General features: G+C 62.5%; 9 protein-coding genes and 1 pseudogene. 3 read left to right on the plus strand and 7 right to left on the minus strand.

Annotated features, from left to right (window positions below; all coding sequences use genetic code 11):
• Window positions 1-5: 5 nt before the first annotated feature.
• The 3 genes from ACPTTF_RS31075 to ACPTTF_RS31085 all read right to left on the minus strand — a co-directional run bounded on the left by ACPTTF_RS31075 (window position 6) and on the right by ACPTTF_RS31085 (window position 2,524).
• Window positions 6-1,298 carry a TolC family protein gene (locus ACPTTF_RS31075; RefSeq protein WP_423369516.1) on the minus strand — a complete coding sequence of 431 codons (1,293 nt, stop codon included), beginning with the start codon at window positions 1,296-1,298 and terminating at the stop codon, window positions 6-8.
• 93 nt (window positions 1,299-1,391) lie between these two features.
• Window positions 1,392-1,778 carry a hypothetical protein gene (locus tag ACPTTF_RS31080; RefSeq protein ID WP_423369517.1) on the minus strand — a complete coding sequence of 129 codons (387 nt, stop codon included), beginning with the start codon at window positions 1,776-1,778 and terminating at the stop codon, window positions 1,392-1,394.
• Between the two features lie 113 nt (window positions 1,779-1,891).
• Complete coding sequence (locus ACPTTF_RS31085) at window positions 1,892-2,524, minus strand: glutathione binding-like protein (protein WP_423369518.1); 633 nt, start codon at window positions 2,522-2,524, stop codon at window positions 1,892-1,894.
• 136 nt (window positions 2,525-2,660) lie between these two features.
• On the opposite strand from ACPTTF_RS31085, the gene ACPTTF_RS31090 reads away from it, so the two are divergent.
• A complete protein-coding gene (locus ACPTTF_RS31090; protein WP_423369519.1) occupies window positions 2,661-3,053 on the plus strand; it encodes a winged helix-turn-helix transcriptional regulator in 393 nt (130 codons plus the stop codon).
• A gap of 33 nt (window positions 3,054-3,086) precedes the next feature.
• Window positions 3,087-3,455, plus strand: coding sequence for a hypothetical protein (locus ACPTTF_RS31095; RefSeq protein WP_423369520.1), 369 nt, complete (start codon window positions 3,087-3,089; stop codon window positions 3,453-3,455).
• On the opposite strand, the gene ACPTTF_RS31100 is transcribed toward ACPTTF_RS31095, so the two are convergent.
• Entirely contained in the window at window positions 3,452-4,000 is a 549-nt protein-coding gene (locus ACPTTF_RS31100) for a YbhB/YbcL family Raf kinase inhibitor-like protein (protein WP_423369521.1), read from the minus strand. The two genes, ACPTTF_RS31095 and ACPTTF_RS31100, sit on opposite strands and share 4 nt — an antisense overlap.
• Before the next feature lie 218 nt (window positions 4,001-4,218).
• Between ACPTTF_RS31100 and ACPTTF_RS31105 the strand changes: the two genes are divergently transcribed.
• Window positions 4,219-5,079 (plus strand): XAC2610-related protein, encoded by an 861-nt coding sequence (locus ACPTTF_RS31105; RefSeq protein WP_423369522.1) that lies wholly within the window; start codon window positions 4,219-4,221, stop codon window positions 5,077-5,079.
• 77 nt (window positions 5,080-5,156) lie between these two features.
• On the opposite strand, the pseudogene ACPTTF_RS31110 reads toward ACPTTF_RS31105, so the two are convergent.
• The 3 genes and pseudogenes from ACPTTF_RS31110 to ACPTTF_RS31120 all read right to left on the minus strand — a co-directional run.
• Window positions 5,157-5,493 (minus strand): annotated as a pseudogene (locus ACPTTF_RS31110) (hypothetical protein); the annotation flags it as partial.
• Window positions 5,465-7,204 (minus strand): ShlB/FhaC/HecB family hemolysin secretion/activation protein, encoded by a 1,740-nt coding sequence (locus ACPTTF_RS31115; RefSeq protein ID WP_423369523.1) that lies wholly within the window; start codon window positions 7,202-7,204, stop codon window positions 5,465-5,467. The pseudogene ACPTTF_RS31110 and the gene ACPTTF_RS31115, both read right to left, overlap by 29 nt.
• 416 nt (window positions 7,205-7,620) lie before the next feature.
• Window positions 7,621-16,770, minus strand: coding sequence for a hemagglutinin repeat-containing protein (locus ACPTTF_RS31120; protein WP_423369524.1), 9,150 nt, complete (start codon window positions 16,768-16,770; stop codon window positions 7,621-7,623).
• Window positions 16,771-16,942: the final 172 nt, after the last annotated feature.

Here is a 16,942-nt window from a genome sequence, read left to right on the forward strand (position 1 = left end):
CTCCTTCACTGTGCGGCAGCCATCGTCGACGGCACGACCTGATATTCGAGCTGCGCCCAGGTCTGCGACACGTCGCGCCTGAGATCGAGCACCTGCAACTGCGCGTCCAGCTGCGCGCGCCGCGCGGCGAATGTATCGGCAAGTGAGCCCGCGCCGGCCCGGTAGGCGGCATTGGCCAGTTGCACGCGCTGGTCGGCAGCGGGCAACAGCGATGCACTCAGGTTCGCGATGCGTTCGCGGCCGCTCGCGAGTGTTTCGGACTGCGTGCGGATATCGGCCTGCACCTGGCGCAGCGTGTCCTCGTACATCAGGCGCGCCTTCGTCGCCAGTTCGGCCTTCTCGGCGACGTCGCGGTTCTGGCGGTTCTTGCGGTTGATCGGCAACGGAATCGTGACGCCGACGGACACCATGTTCGAATACGCGCCGCCACGCTGCTGGTACGCAACCTCCCACGTCCAGTTCGGGCTGCGTTCGCTGTTCGCGACGGCGGTATCGGCTTCGGCGACGGCAATATCGTCGGCGGCCGTGATCAGCGCCGGCTGCGACAGGCGCAGCTCGTCCGGCGGCAACGACGACACAAACGATTCCGGCGCGGGCGGCGTGCCCGTGACGTCGGCCGCCGGCACGGCGGTCCAGCGCGACAACGCGATGAGCGCGGTCTGGTAGACCTGCTGCGCTTTCAGCCATTGATCCTGCGTCTGCGCGAGCATGGCCCGCGCCTGGACGACATCGGCCGCACTTGCCTTCGCGCCGCGATACGACGCCTTCGTCGCGTCGAATTCATGGTTCATGTGATCGAGCAGCGCCTGCTGCAGCGCGAGCGCCTGTTTCGCGTAGACGGCGTTCAGCCACGCCGTTGCGGTTTGCTGGCGTACGCTCGCGAGCTGCGCGAGATAGCCGGCGCGCTCGCGCCCGACCTGCTCGTCGGCCAGCGCCGATCGCAGGCGCCGCTTGTCGCCGGACACCCACTCCTGCTCGATGCCGATGCGACGCATCGTCATGAAGTCCTGGCCGACGGTGAAGCGCTGGCCGCCATTGACTGGCAGGTTGTCGATGCCGGCCTTGAGCATCGGGTCGGGCAGCTGGCCGGCCTTCACGGCCGCCTCCGAACTCGCGTGCACCGAAGCCTGCGCGGCCTGCATCGACGCGGAATGATCGGTGGCGGACTGCAACGCGGCGTCCAGCGTGAAAGGCGGTTGCTGCGCGTGAACCGCGCCCGCAACCAGCAGCGCCGCCCAAAGCATGGGCGCGCGCCGGCGCGCACGCCGCGCAAGCGGCGTGCCGAAATGGAATGACATGGTTTAACCCCAACGGCGGAACCCCATAGGGATTCCACGTCCTGCGCACAGGACGAACCTCACCGCGAATGCGGCGAACCTATCGGATCGGGATCAGCTGATGCGTGGAGGGCGCCACAACCCGTTCGGGTCGCGGACCGGGAGGATTTGCGCGTAGTGGAAGGCGACGGTGCTGGCGAATGCAGCGGGGCGACTGACTTCGGCGCGAGAGGCCGGATGATAGAGACTGCCGAACTGGCATTGGGCCGTCACCTTGCAGGCCATGCCCTTCGCTTTGGCCTTCGTGGTGCCGGCGGATGACGACTTCATCGAATCGCAATCGCTCATGTCGGCAGACATGGCCATGTTCATGCCCGTGTCCGCTTCCATCGACATCGTGTGCTGCATCGGACATTCCCCGGTCAGCCCGCTGGCTGCCAGCCCGCTGATGGGCAGCACCGCGCAAAGCAGCAGCAGGATGATGGTCCGGAGGAATTTCATGGCGGCGATTATAGCGCGAGGTTTTGCTGCGTGGCGGCACGTCGATATGGCGGAACGACGTGCCGTAGCCGTAGCCGTAGCCGTAGCCGCGGCCTCCGCCGCACGCTACCGCGCTACCGCGCCAACGCGTCAGCCTCCAGCACGGCCCGCACCGCCGGCCGCGCCCGAACCCGCTCGTACCACGCCCGCAGGTGTTCGTACCCGCTCAGGTCGATATCCGCGTTGTACACCGACCGCATCCAGTCGGCCTTGCCCCACCCCGTCAGCGCGAACAGGTACGCATCGGCGACCGTGAACGTGTCGCCCGTCAAGAACGCGTTGCCGTCGAGCTGACGGTCGATCCATGCAAAACGGCTGTCGAGTTTCGTTCTCGCCGGATCGACGTATTTCCCCGCCTGCACCGCGTACAGCAGCGGAATGAAACCCTTGTGGATTTCCGCCGTGAGAAAATTCAGCCATTCCATCAGCCGATAGCGGGCGAGCGTGCCATATACAGGCGCAAGCGCGGCTTCCGGGCACAGATCCGCGAGATACTGCGCGATCACCGGGCCTTCGCGCAGCAGCGTGCCGTCGTCGAGTTCGAGCAGCGGCACGTAGCCGAGTTCGGTCACATCGTAGTAATTGCGCCCGTCTTCAATGACGTGTTTGCGCGCGTCGACCTTGATGACCTCCGCGTCGATGCCGCCTTCGCGCAGCACGATGCAGATCGCCTGCGAACAGCTTCCGGGAGCGTGATAGAGCTTCATGCGTTTCCTTCGTGGGTTGTCCATGTATCGATTCGCCGCGACGCGGGCGCTAATATCTCGCATCGGCGCAGGGCTGGGAAGACGGCAGTCGTTTGTGCCGTAGTCACAAAAAATTTACCGACCAGGATTCAGCACGATGAAAACGAGTGCGACCGGATGTTCCGTTGAAGAAGCGATGCGCCTGCTCGGCGGCCGCTGGCGGCTGCTGTTGGTGTCGTATCTGCTCGACGGGCCGCGACGCTTCAGCGACCTGCGCCGCGACATGCCCGGCATCTCGCAACGGATGCTGACGCTCGACCTGCGCGCGCTCGAAGACGCGGGGCTCGTGCGGCGCACCGTCTATCCGGAAGTGCCGGTGCGGGTCGAGTACGACCTGACCGCCGACGGCGACCGGCTGCGGCCCGTCGTCGAGGTCATGCGCGAATTCGGGCTGTGGCTGAAGGCGCGCGATGCCGATGCGTCGTGCGATACCGGCATGACACCCGGCGCGGCAGCCGCGATCGAAACGGCCCTCCATTCCACCCGATAACCCCATACAACCCTTACGCGGGAACCTACGTTCATGGAACTTCACGCTACCGTCGGCGCGGCGACGTCCGATCTCGACGACGACGAAAGCTTCGCCAACATCTACTGTCACGACGCCGAGCAGGACTACTGCTTCGCGCTGTCGCGCTTTCCGGACGACGCGCTGATCGAAGTGATGGTGCGCGACCAGATCAACTGGCGCGTCAAGGATCTGTCGGTGCGACTGACGGACGACACGATCGACGTCGAACTCGAGCCCGGCATCGCCACGCGTCTCGATGGCCAGACGCGCTACGTGATCCATCTCGCACCCGGCCAGTACGATCCGGTCGCGCTGCGCGCCGCGTTGAAGGAGATCTTCGTCGGCAAGAACGGTTTTCAGGACGACAGCACGCGCGGCTAACGGCTCAGTCGCACGGTCATCGTCGCCTTCGCGATGGCCTGGTAGTGAGCGGTGAAGCCGACGACCGCCGGCGTCGCGTCACGCTCGACCGGCAGCTTCGCCACCTTGAGCGCGGTCAGCGCAATGACGTAGCGATGTGTCTCGCCCTGCGGCGGGCACGGGCCAAGATAGCCGGCACGGCCGGTGTCGTTCTTCATCGGGACGGCACCCGGCGGCAGTCCGGCAACGTCATTGCCCGAACCGGGCGCGATGCCATGCGCCGACGCCGGGATATCGGCGACAACCCAGTGCCAGAATCCGGAACCCGTCGGTGCGTCGGCATCGAACATCGTCAGCAGGTAGCTTTGCGTTCCCTCCGGGGCACCGCTCCACTGTATGGATGGCGAAATATTTTGACCGTGGCAGCCGAAGCTGTCCGATACCTGTGCGTGATCAAACGCTCCGCCAGCGAGCTCCGCGCTTTCGATCGAGAAATCGCCCGCTCGTGCCGTACCGACAGCGAGCATCGCAACGCAAAGGGCGAAACCGGGCTTGAATGTCGTCATCGTCAACCTCACCAGCAAACAGGAATGGAACGGACATTCTTGCAATCGCGCCGATCCCGAACAAGGCGGGCAAAGGTACCGGTATCGCTACTACCCGGCAACGTCCAGCCAAGTCAGTGCCGCTCGCGAAAAAAACCGGATGCCGGTACATTGGCGGCAAACGGAAGCCGGGGCCGGCCGCTTCCATCCTCACCACGCCCTTCATGCCTGATCCGACCATGACGCGCCCCTCGCGACTCCGTGCGCGGCTCCACGGCTCCATGCTGCTCGTCGCCTGCGCATCGCTCGCGCCCGCCGCGCACGCGGCCAAACCGCTGCTCACGTTCAAGGTCGACGACACCGTCACGGCCCGCGTCGAACGGGCGGATAGCGAGCACATCACCGTGCGCTTCCTGCCGAGCGGCAAGACGCAAACGCTCGACGTGACCGCCGCCGACGAGGAAGGCCACTATCACCTCGCGTCGGACGACTACAACTTCGACGGCCACCGCGATCTCGCGATGCACGCGACGCTCGGCATGGTCAACGACAGCTACGGCATCTACCTGTACAACGCCGCGCGCCAGCAGTTCGAGCCGCTGCGGATGCCGGCGAGCAACATGCCACACGGCAATTGCGACGACCTGGTCAATGTGGTGGCGAAGCCGAAGGAGCGCACGCTGTACAGCTCGTGCCGCGGCGGCCCGATCTGGTACACCGATGCATATCGCTTCGATGCCGGCGGCAAGATGTACCTGTACCAATCCAGCGAAGCGATACCGGACGACTTGCGCGACCTGCTCGACGCGGACAACGGCCCGTCGTCGATGCTGCTGATCTACGACGCACAAGGCAAGCGCGTGTCGCGCCGCCCCGACGCCTACGGCGGCGGCACCGTCACGTTCAAGGTGCGCCCGGCGCGCCTGCCGCTGCACGACGCGATGACCGACGCACCCACGCGCCGCTACGTCGTCGCGGGCGACACGGTGGAGGTGATCGACGCGAGCGCCGATTTCCAATGGCTGAAGGTGCGGTATCGCAACCCGCACGCGGGCGTGGTGCAGGGCTGGGTTAGTGCGAAGGAGGCGATGGGCGACTGACAAGGGGCAATTTGTTTTACCCAGCGGGAACCCTTTCCTTGCTCTTCAGCTAAAGCAGCTCAAGGACTCCGATAGGTCGGTCGCGACAGCAGGCACACGAACAGGTCGAGTTTTTGATGCGCTTTCCGCCCAGCGGCGTGTCGACGGTGCGGCCGAAACAGCGCTGGCACGCCTGGCATTCGAACATCGGCAATCGGCCGATCGGGCGTGTTCTGAATCCCGCGTCGTGATATGTCTGCTGCCGCAACGTGGACATCGGGACCGCGGCTCGTGGCTCTCCGGCAACAACGCGGCGATCTGCGACGTCAGAAAGGCCGTCAGTTCCCGATCCTCGCCGACATCATCTCCGACGACAGCGGGCCGAGTATCGAATCGCGCCTCTCCATCAGAACTGAGCCGTGACCTGAAAACCAACCGTTACTCGCGCCGTCGGGAACCCGGACGGCTTGTAGATCGGTGTGCCGGCAAACAGGTCGTAACCATAGGCTCCGAATCGGGTCGCGACACTGCCCTTCAGGCCGATCACGGCGCCCGCCAGTTGCGTGCCGACGAGGGTGATCGGCTGCGGGCCCCACACGCGGCCGTAGTCGATGCCGGCATATACTGCCTGCCCGGTTTGGCCGATAGGTGCCTGCAACTCGTTGCGCCAATAGAAGCCACGGGAGGCGGCCAGCATGGTCTCCCCGTCGAATCCGCGCACCGTGTAACGGCTGCCGATCGTCAGGTCGTCGATGTAGTACAGCGTATTGCCCGTGTACTGACCGTGGAACGTCGTCACGTAGCGGAACGGCTGCTGCGCGATTGCGAACGGCACCGACAGATTCGCGTCGAGCACGGCCATCTTGTAGCGGTAGGTCGGGCCGCCGTCGGCCGACAGGGTGTCGTCCTGCGCGCCGAACGCGCCGATCCCCTGCCGGTATGCGAGCGTGCCGTCGAATTGCGCGTTGCCAAAGTAGTGGCGATCAGTCAGTCCGAATTCAACGAACGTGTTGTTGCGACGCTGCTGAGGAATCTCGGTGTCTTCGATAAAGCTCTGGCCAAACCGACGCGACAATCGGAACTGCGCACCGAACGCGTCGTTCTGGCTACGCGACAGCACGCGGTTCAGCTTGAAATCGACCGTCTTCGAATTGCCGCTCGCGATGAACGTTTGATTCACGCCGGCGATCTGCTGGTAGTACGTGTTTGTGTACGCAGACAGCGTCGCGGTCCAGTAGCCCCACGGGATCGAATAGAAGCCGTTCCAGCCGTGCGAGCCGAGCCGCTTGTCTCCAAATTCGAGATCCTGGCTCACGCCGATGTTGAAGATATCGTTCAGGCCAAGGGGATTGTCGATACCGATGGACAGGTTGCCCTGAAGGCGGCCCGTCGCGCGCGTGCCCGAGTTGTCGATCGAAGCGACGACCGTCCACGGTTTGCCGCGCTTCACGTCGAGCACCACGTCGCTTTCGCCGGGCACGTCGGCCGGCACGATCTGCATCGATACGTCCTGACTCGTCACGCGCTTCATCTGCTCAAGACCCTGCTCGAGGTCACGCAGGTTCAGCAGTTCGCCGTCGCGAGTCGGAAAGGCAGTTTTCCAAGTGCCGCGGAGCTTCTCGTCGGCAAAACGCACATGGCGGATTACGCCGGGGATCAGCGAAAACTTGAGGGTGCCAGTCGACAGATCCTGTTCGGGCAGCAACACGCGCGTCGTGACATAACCGCGCGCCAGGATGGCTTGCGACAGGCCCTTGACGAGCATGTCGAGCCCTTGTTTGCCTACGCACTGGCCCGAATAGTGCCCAAGCCATTCACGCGCGAATGCGAAGCGATCCATCGGCAATGCCGATGCGCCTTGCGATTTAAGGGAAGCGGGCAGCGCATCGGGTACGTCGAGTATGAGACGCTCGATCCGAAAGCAGGGCGTCTCCGAAGGCAGCGTTGGATACTCAGCACTCGCCACCACTTCCGACCGCACCCCGGGTGCGGAGACTGCCCGTTCGCGCTCGCGCGCCTCTTCCTGCTGTCGTGTTTGCTGGTCGTTGCCCGGAATGACCAGGCGGGGAGCTTCCTGTGCCGACGCACTGGACACGACAACCAGCAGTGCTGTCGCAGCAGAATTCCCCCGGCGAATAGTTCTCATGTATCTTTAGACGTGTGATTGTGAATATTGACTACGTCGTGTGCTTATCGGAATTTCAACAAGCAACTGCCAGTTGAACTGTTCTCCACATAGCGCCGGAGTCGGGTTGGCCGATTGGGCGCCCCCCAACTCCTGGCATGACAAAAAATGCCGTCACTTAAACCATGGCCCAAATCTTTCTGGGTTATCGCTCAACATCCCGGCAGTTCGAAGTGGCTTCTGTAGATACCTGAAAAATATCGGCAATTGAATCAAAAACACTGGAATTCCAATCCAAAATACCGACACATCGTCACTTAACTTCAACGCCAATCTACAAATCCCAACCACTACGACCGTGTTGCAACCGGCCACAAACGCGGATGCAAGCGATACAACAAACCAGATTTGAAATGTTGCATATACTCGTCGCCAATTCACTGGTGTCCTCCGGTATTTTTAACGTCGTTAAACAACGTGAATCCTTTCGTGCCGACTCCGAACAATAAGAATCCTTGAGTCGTCCCATATGGCCACGGCTGCTTAATGAACGGAAGCAAATTTACATTATCAATCTTAGGCACAGTGGCTCCGAACATTGATACAGGTCGATTCAAGCCATCAGCCACGCCCATATTGAGAGGCACGGGTGCGCGCAAGGTAAGAATTGCTGCGCCAAAATTCAATCCATCGTAGGCAACATTGCCCCATCCAGATGGGAGAATCTGATTAAATCCCCATCGCAGCGGATTGTCTCCGGGCGCGTTAATTCCATTATAGCGATTATAGAATCCACTACCGCCTTCCAAGACCTCACTCAGCCCGAAGGTGGTCATCCAGCCACCGGCAACACATCCGATACCAGTTGTACACAGTGCCGCTCCAGTTTTCGCCGTCATTCCCCCAAGGGCGATTTTAGTCGCATCTTTTGCCACACCCACCGGGTCGTTCTTGATGGCGTCGCCGCTTTTCTGCAGGAAAGTATATTCAAACAGACCAGAACTCTTCTGTTGGTTCACCCAGTCGAGTTCCTTTGTGAGTGATGCCACCTCAACTTCGCTTACAAAATTCTTTGTTCGTTCATCGCTGCCAGCGGGATATTCCGCCCAGCATTTCACGGCATAACACGCGGCACGCGTAAGACGCTTTTCCTCGTCTTTGTCGCCGTTTGCCTTATCTTGGATAGCCTTCTTTTCGTCCGGATGCAACTGCCGATTGAACCGGTCAACGTTGTAACCCGAGAACGCTCCCGATTCCCCGCCCACTGCCGCTCCAGCCCCCGTCGCAAGTGCGTTCGCCACGATATTACCCAGCGCCTGATTCATATTGGCGTTGCCGGTCGGATCGCTGCCTGCAATTGCGCTGCTCAGTTCGTTCAGCTTGCCGGACGCGATCGATGCAATCGCCGCGCCGGCTGCGCCACCTACTGCGTTGCCGCCTGCCAGTCCCGTCACCAATGCCGCGCCCGCGCCTTGCATCAGTGCGCGATTCGCTCCGCCTTCCTTCCACGCGTCGACACCTGCCTGGTCACCATTCTTCTCGGCTTGCCGTTTCATCTCGTCCGCGTAGTCCCCGATCCGGCGCGACACGGCTTCACCAGCCGCGCTGGCCGCCGCCATCATGTCCGCTTGATTGCTCAAGAGATTCTGCATGTCGGGAAGTTTGGCAACCGTGCCGTTCGTGTTCGTCGTATCGCGGTTCAAGCTCGCCACATCCTGCTTCTGGTTCGCCGAATCCGTAATCGTGACCGCACCCGCGCTTACGCCGCTCTTCGTCGTCGCGCTATCACTGCCGCTGTCGTTCTGTCCGAGCATGGGCGCGGCGCCACCGGCATTCTTGCCCGACGTGCTACCGTGCGTGCTGTAGTTCATCCCGCCGTCGCCAATCGTCGCACCCGCGCTGAAACCGCTTGAACTTGCATCGTAGTGCGACTGGTTCTGGATGTCCGAGAAAGAGAGCGAACCCGTCGTCAGCGCGTTCTTCGACGCATCCGCGTCGCTCGCAATCAGTCCGCCTTTCAGATCGGTATTGCCAGTGACGTTGATATTGAATCCGCCGTCGCCCGCGTGAATCCCTGCCTGTTCATTGACGCCCGCATAGCTGCCCGACGCGTTGCCCTTGCTTTGGCTGAAGCTCGCACTGGCGCCGCCCTGACTGATGCTGAAGCCACCGCCCGAACTCGACTGATGCGCCGCGCTCGTCAGCGCATCCTGCACACTGACGATGTTCAGATTCCCGCCCACATCGGCATTCACCTGATTGCCCTTCACGTTCGAGCCGATGATGTTCGTATCGCCACCCGAGATGATCGTCACGCCGTTTGTTGCGTTTACATGGCTGTTGTTCTGCGTGGCCAGATCGCTGTTGCCGTCGCCATTGGCCTTCGACATTGCCGCCGAAACGCCAAAGCCTCCCGTGCCGACCGACACGCCCACACTCGCGCTCTTCGACTCGTTCGTGCTGCGCGTCGAATCGGTATCCGTCGTATTGATGATATTGACCTGATTCTTCGCGGCCAATATCACATCGTTTGCGTTCACGTTCGAGCCTGCGATCGTCACATTGCCGCTTCCTGGCTGCCCGTTCCCCGTTGCCGCAAACGCTACGGCCCCGCCTGCATTCACGTTCGAGCCGCGATTCGTCACGCTGTTCTCGCTAAATGCGCTCTTGCTGTGACTGCTGCCGACGCTGACCTCAACCTTGAACTGCGGTGTCTCACCCGCTCCCAGCGTCCTGACCAGATCGCCAGCAACCATGTTCGCATCCCACGCAGCGCTCGCCGCCGCCATTCCGTGCAACGCTGCCGCGCGACTGTCCTGGCTATTGCCGGTCGCACGCGATTGACCCACGGCATTCGACACCGCGTCGATCACCGGCGCCTTCAGCGCCAGCGTCAGGCCGCTCTTCGACACTTCCTGCGTCTCCGCGCGATAGCTCGTGTCCCGTGCCGAGTCGATCGTCACGTTCGCGCCCGTACCGCTAAGATTCTTCGCTGCGATCAGGTCGCTTCCCGTCACGTGCAAGTCGTTTCCAGCAGTAACGCTGACGTTGCCCTTCAGCGAGCCGATCGTACTGCCGTTGTTCGACACCTCGGTCGACTGACTGGTCGTCTTCAGCGAACTGCTGCCAACCGACACCGACAGGCCTCCGCCCGACATCAGCCCCGATTCCTTCTTGTCGTAGTAGCTCGACGACTGCAAGGTATCCTGCGACGTCGTAACCGTCACGTTGCGTGCCGCAGTGAGCGCGACATCGTTCGTTCCGACGATGGTGCTGCCCTGAACATTGACGTCCTTCCCGCTGACGATGTTCACACCATCCGCTGACACCAGACTGCCCTGATTCAACGTCATGGTCTGGTCGATCCCGCTCGCGATCTTCGCACCGCTCACCACGTTGCTATGGCTATGCGTTTCGTGCGAATTCAGCTCGTGTGTCTCGGTTGCTGCTCCGATATTCACATCGCCGGCCGCCAGCAGGTTCGCGTTGCCCTTGACGAGACTGATCGCGCTGCCGGAGAGCGTAATGTCCTTGCCCGACACGATATTGACCGTGTCACCGCCGTTGAGCGTCGTGCCCGTCAGCGCCTGATCCGACGTGTGCAGCGTTTCCGCGTAGCTGCCATGGCTATCGCTACCGGAACTATTGCTGTTCACCGTCGACGTTGCGCTCGCCGCGCCGAGCGTCACGTTGCCCTTGGCGGCAAGCGTCCCACCTTGTCCGAGGTCGATCTGCGCGCCCTTCGCCGTCAGATCACCACCCACGACGACATTCGACTGCCCACCGACCGTCACCGAGCCGCCGACCACCTTGTTGATGTCGGTGTTCGATACGCCGTTCGCCCGCTGCACGATCTTGTGCTCGCCGGTCTGCACCGCACCGAGATCCCAGTTGCCGCCGACGCTCATGCCGAGGTTGCCGCCGACCGACAGATTGCCCGCGTTCTGCTGGAAGTTGCCGCCGGTGACGATCGACGCGTCACCCGCGACCTCCAGCTTGGCGGTCGGCCCGAGTGTCGTCACCACGCTCGTCGCGCCGTCCCGACTCACGCGCGTATTCGCCTTCGTCGCCGTATCGAGAATCAGGTCCTTGCCGGCATCAAGCTGAAGGCTGCCGGCCTTCACATTCGCCGACGTCAGGTCGATGTTGTTCTCGGTCTTCAGCGCCATCAGCCCGCCGCTTTGCAGCGCGCCGAATGCGTTGTCGATCTGCTTGCCCTGGATCGCGAGTGTGTCGTCCGCCTTGATCGTGCCGCTATTCGTGAATGACTGCGCGTTCTGGAAATCAATGTTCGTCGCGCTGATCAACGGCCCGTCGATGTTTTGCTGGCTGGCCTTCGCAAGATAGACGACAGGCACCAGCACCGACTGACCGTCGACCACCCGCGTTTCCATCATGATCACGTTGCTGGTCAGCTTCGATACCTGATCGGCCGACAGGCTCGCGCCGATCGGCAGATTAAGCGACTTCGACAGGTCGGCGCCAGCCGCCATCAGCGACTGATACATCGTCTCCAGGTCGGCGTACGGCCCGAGCACAGCCTTGCCGGTCAACGACGTGACTTCGTTGCGCACGAGCTGCTGTTCGTAGAAACCGTCGCCGAGACGCTTCGGGATGTGCGTAAGATCGACGCCGATCTGACTGAAGAAGTAGTCGCTCGAAATGAAATTCTTCTGATTCGTGAACGCCGGATTCGTCTCGATCACGTAGCTCGCGTTCGGCGCGGTGGTCGGCTTGAACAATCCGCCCTGCGGAATCGTCAGGTTGTTCAACACGTTCAGTGCAGTCGCGCTGGCAATGATCGGGTCGACCGGCGCGGGCGCACCACCGTGCACGGACGACGCCCCAGATTTCGAACCGCTCGCGTTCCCACTCAGATTGGTGGGCGTGAGACCCGGCACCGACTGTCCCGGCAGCAAGCCGAGCGACGGAATCGATGCGTTGCCAGCCGTGTTGTTGACACTCACTCCCGTGCCCGAAATCGTGCCGTTCGAATTCAACGTCGAATCGTAACGCGGCAGCTTGTAGTCTTTGATCGATGCTGGCGCCGCCTGCGTGTAGCCACCTGGCCGAGAGCCGACAAACGGCGCATTGCCGAACGGCAGCTTCCAGTCATATTCGGAATTATCGTAATTGTTGTAGTGATATTGCCCAGAGTAGGAAACCGACACGCCCGGCAGTTTCTGACCGGACGCCGTCCAGCCGTCGGCATCGTAGTTCCCCGGCATCTTGATGTCGCCGACCGCCGCGATGTTGCTCCAGTAGTTTTGCAGCGTGCCGACCGACGACGCATCGATCTTGCCGCCCGACACGATCTGGGCGGCCGGGCTGATGTCCGTTACGGTCGTCGCCGTCGCGCTGTCCGCATAGTAGGTCGTGAACTGATACGTGCTGTTCCACTGACCGCCATGAGGCGGCTCGGTGTAGACGCCGCCGATGCTGTCCGAATCCTTCACGCCGACCTGGCCCGTGCGGCCGCTGATCGGAATGCCGAACTGCGCAAGCGATGCCGGATCGATCTGGCTGGTGGAAGTCTTCATCACGCGACGCGTGCTTGTCACCTTGTCGGCATGCAATTCCATGTCGCCGCCGGACTGGATCAGCGCAGACACGTTATTGACCAACGCCGAGTTCGTGTAGTTGCCGCTCGCGTCCTTGCCACCTGCCAGCACGACCTTGCCCATGCCGAAGATGGCCGTCGTCGCCATCGAATCGGTGGCCGTCGTGTCGTCGCGGTTCTCGATGTCATGCGCGAGTATCTCGAGCGTACCGTTGCTGTCTGAACCGCCAATCAACGCGGTCGGTCCAAGGTTCGAGATCGTATTCGTCGCGTTGAGCGATACGCTGGCGCCGACCAGCGCCCCCGTATTGGTCAAATCGGCCGACTGCGTGCGCAGCAAGCCGCCGGCCGTCAAGGCGCCCGCGTTGAGGATGTTGCCCGCGTTGACGCTCAGGTTGTTGACCGATTGCAGATTCGCGTTGTTCGTAAAGGTGCCGGGCAACGTGAAGGCGAGATCGTGACCGACGTTGAACTGCGTGCCGGATGCCGCCGTGTAATCGCCCTGCAGGTTCACGCTGGCGTCATGCGTCGCACTGTATGTGCCACCACCTTGCAGCGTGGCCGCTGCGACCGACAGGTCGTGCGTCGAGCTGATCTGGCCGTTCGTGTTCGTGATCGCGCCAGTCGTCGTGACGTTCACGTCGCCGTTCGAATTCGTGACGTTACCGATGGTGCCACCACTGTTGTCGAGCGAGTTCCCCTGGACTTGCAGCGACGCACCACTGATCTGACCGCCCTGCGTGTTGCTGATCGACGCTGCGCTGACCGTCACGTCCCCGTTACCGGTGATGGCACCCATACCCGACACACCGCCAGCATGACTGTTCGCGATCTGGCTGCCGCCTTGCACCGTCATCTTGCCCGCACCGAGGTCGACAACCGCGCCGTCCGCGTTGTCGATCGAGGCTGATTGAATGTCGAGCGTGCTGGTGTCGCCCGCAGCCGATTGCCCGGCCTGGACGTGGCCACCTTGGTTCGACAAAGCGCCGCCGCTCTTCAATGACAGCGACGCGTCCGATCGCAGCAAACCCTGCGCGTTGTTGACGTCACCCGCGATCGTGGCGTTGATGCCACGCTGCGCGGCGAGGATACCGCTTGCGTTGTTCCAGGAAGCCGCGTTGACGATGGCTTGCCCCTTCGTCACGATGGTGCCTGATGCGTTGTTCAACGCGCTGGCGCCACGCCCCGAAGGAAGTCCCCCTGGGGGATTACCCGGTGCGATCGTCAGCGTGCCCGTGCCGGCATGTGTGATGGTGCCGCCGGCGTTGTTCAGCTCGGCAGGCTTGAGCGTCAGATCCGTGCTGTTGGTCTGGATCAAACCACCGGCCGAGTTGTCGAGCGTGCCGCTGACATTCATGCCCATCGCTGACGACCCATACTGCGTGATCGCACCGCCGTGGTTGACGAGGTTGGCGGCCGTGAGCGCAAGCTGATTGGTCTCGAGCTTGCCGCCGCTGTTATCCAGCGTCGAGTCTGCCGTGACCGACAGGTTCGGCGCGACGATCGAACCGCCTTGGTTCGTCATCGCGCCTGTGTGGATTGTCGCGTTCGTGCCCGCGCCGATCTGGCCGCCATCGTTCGACAGCGTACCGCTGGCGACACTCACGTCCGTGTTCGACAACAGCTTGCCGCTCGCATTGTTCAGCGTGCCGGCAACGATTGCTGTCAGTCCGTTCTGCGCGTTGATCGAGCCCGACGTGTTGTTCAGCGCACCGGCTTGCGCGACGATGCGTCCGTTGCTCGCAATCGAACCGCTCACGTTCAACACCGAGCCTGAACCGCTTCCGAGCGTCAGTGTGCCGTTGCCGGCATGTGTGATCGTGCCGCCGTCGTTGACGATCGCCGTCGGCGCGATCGTCAGATCGGTGCTGTTGGTTTGCAGCATGCCGCCATTGGAATTGTCGAGCGTGCGCGACACATTGACGGCCATCGGGCCGGTTCCGGTCTGCGTGATCGTGCCGCCGTGATTCACGAGGTCCGTCGCATTCAACGATACCTGGCCGGCCTGCACGGTGCCGGCGCTGTTGTCGAGCGTCGTTGCGCTGACCGTTGCTGTCCGGCCGACGATGGAACCGCCGCTGTTCGTCAGGTGTGCACCGGCATCGACCGCGACGTTCTGCGCAGCCTGCAGCGTGCCACCGCCGTTGTTGACCGACTGGCCCGCAACGTGGAGATTCGTGTTGGAAGTGATCGCGCCGCGGTTGACAACGTTTGCGCCGTGGACCGAAACATCGCCGTTGCCGCCGATGACACCGCCTTGCGCACCGTTCGCTGTCGCACCCGCAGCGTTGGTCAATTGGCCGCTCGTCGTCACCGACAAGCCATCGCCGTTGAGCGAGGTGATCCGTCCTGCCGTGTTATCCAGCGACGCGCCGGCCATCGTCATGCCGGCTGCGCTTTGGATGGTGCCCTGGTTGTTCGCGATGACGCCGCCATGTATGTCCGCCGTGCCCTTGGAGACCAGTTCGCCGGACTGGTTAGCGATCTGGCCGGCTACGTCGACCGACAGCGGCCCCTGCGACGAGACCTTGCCGCTCTGGTTCGAGAGGGCGCCGCCGGTCAGCGTCGTGCCTCCGCCACTCGACAGGCTGCCATGATCGTTGATCACCGTGCCGGAAGCATTCGCCTGAACGGCACCTTGTGCGCTCGTCGTGGCGCTCGCGAGATTCACGTCGCCAGTCGTCGCGTCCAGCGAGAGATTGCCGTTTGCCGCCGTCTGGCTGCCGGCAAGATTCACGTTGGCGCCGGTCAGCGACGCATTTCCGCCCGCTACGTTCTGGCCGGATGCGCTCAGCTGGCCCGAGGCCGTCAAGTTCAGATCGCCGCCATGGCCTACCGAACCGTCGTCGTTCACGCCCGCGCCGAGCGTGCCGGTCGAATTGACGCTGCCGGCATGCACTGTCGTATTCTGCTGAGCCGCGAGCGTCCCGCTGTTCGCGAGATCAGCGCTTGTGCTGGCCGACAGTGATTGCTGCGCGTACGTCGTGCCGCTGTTCTGGATGCCGCCTGCGGCCGACAGCGCGAGGTTGCCGCTCGCGGTCGTCTTGCCCGTGAGCACGAGCCGGCCGTTCGACTCCAGCGTCAAATCGCCCGCCTGCGCCGCGATCGTACCGGCGTTGGCCACCCCCACGCCGTTCTCATTCGCGGCGAGGAAGATCCGATTGCTATACATGCCGCCCAACTGACTCACGTCGATTGCGACCGACGGCGCGGGGCCGTCGCCAGCGAGCGGTGTCGCGGCGAGCGTGTCGTGGTTGACCTGGCTCGCGCCGGCGATCACGTTCAGATTCTTCGCATAGACCGCCGCGTTGACCTGCACCGCGCGTGCAATCAGATCGACCTGATCGATATTGGCTGCATTCAGGCCCGCGCCAGCGACGGTCACGAGGCCGCGGTTAACGTTGTAGCCGGCAAGCGCCCCATCGGCATCATAGAACGGCACGCCGGTTGTCAGGGTCGCGCGACTGGTATTGAGAAAGCCGCCGCCGTCGACAAAAATCCCGGACGGGTTAGCCAGGACGAGTTCCGCACGGGCGCCTGCGATCTCGACTGTACCCCGGATTTGGGACGGGTTCGGGCTGTTGACCTGATTGACGATGATCCGCGCGGCCTGCCCGGCTCCGTAATTCGGGTTGCCGTTGATCCAGCCCGCCTGCTGGGTCTGAACCATCGTGGCCGAGTTGTTCAGGATCGCGCCAGCCTTCTGTACATCGAACTGGTTGTAGGTGTTGACCGAAACGCCTGCGCTCGACGGACGCGCCACGTTGACTTGAGGCAAGCCGTTCGGCGTCCGGATCACCTGCGTACTGGTACCTGGCGTCGGGACGATCTGCGCACCGGACAGGATGGGTAGCATGCCGAGCACGGCGACACCCGCCGCAACGGCGCGCGTGCCGGACGCCGATGAACGCCTCCGCGCGCGCGCCTCACCCGCTGCCGATTTCCCCTCGGCCGTCGCCGTCTCTGCGACGGCGACCACCATCCCCCGAAGCCTGGAATACACCAAGCGATGCGTATTCTTGTTCATTCTCGCCGACGCGGCTCGCGTCCATTTGTTGGTTTATTGAACGCAAGCTTATCGAAGCAAATGAAAGGTGACTGTCAACAATTGCCAAGCCGTTGACGGGAAACGACAAATTCCTAATTTCAGATTCGTCTGATTGACTTGCGCCCTGATATCTATAGGCATAGCTAACAAA

It is taken from the genome of Burkholderia crassaminum (assembly GCF_964265005.1).
GTDB lineage: Bacteria > Pseudomonadota > Gammaproteobacteria > Burkholderiales > Burkholderiaceae > Burkholderia.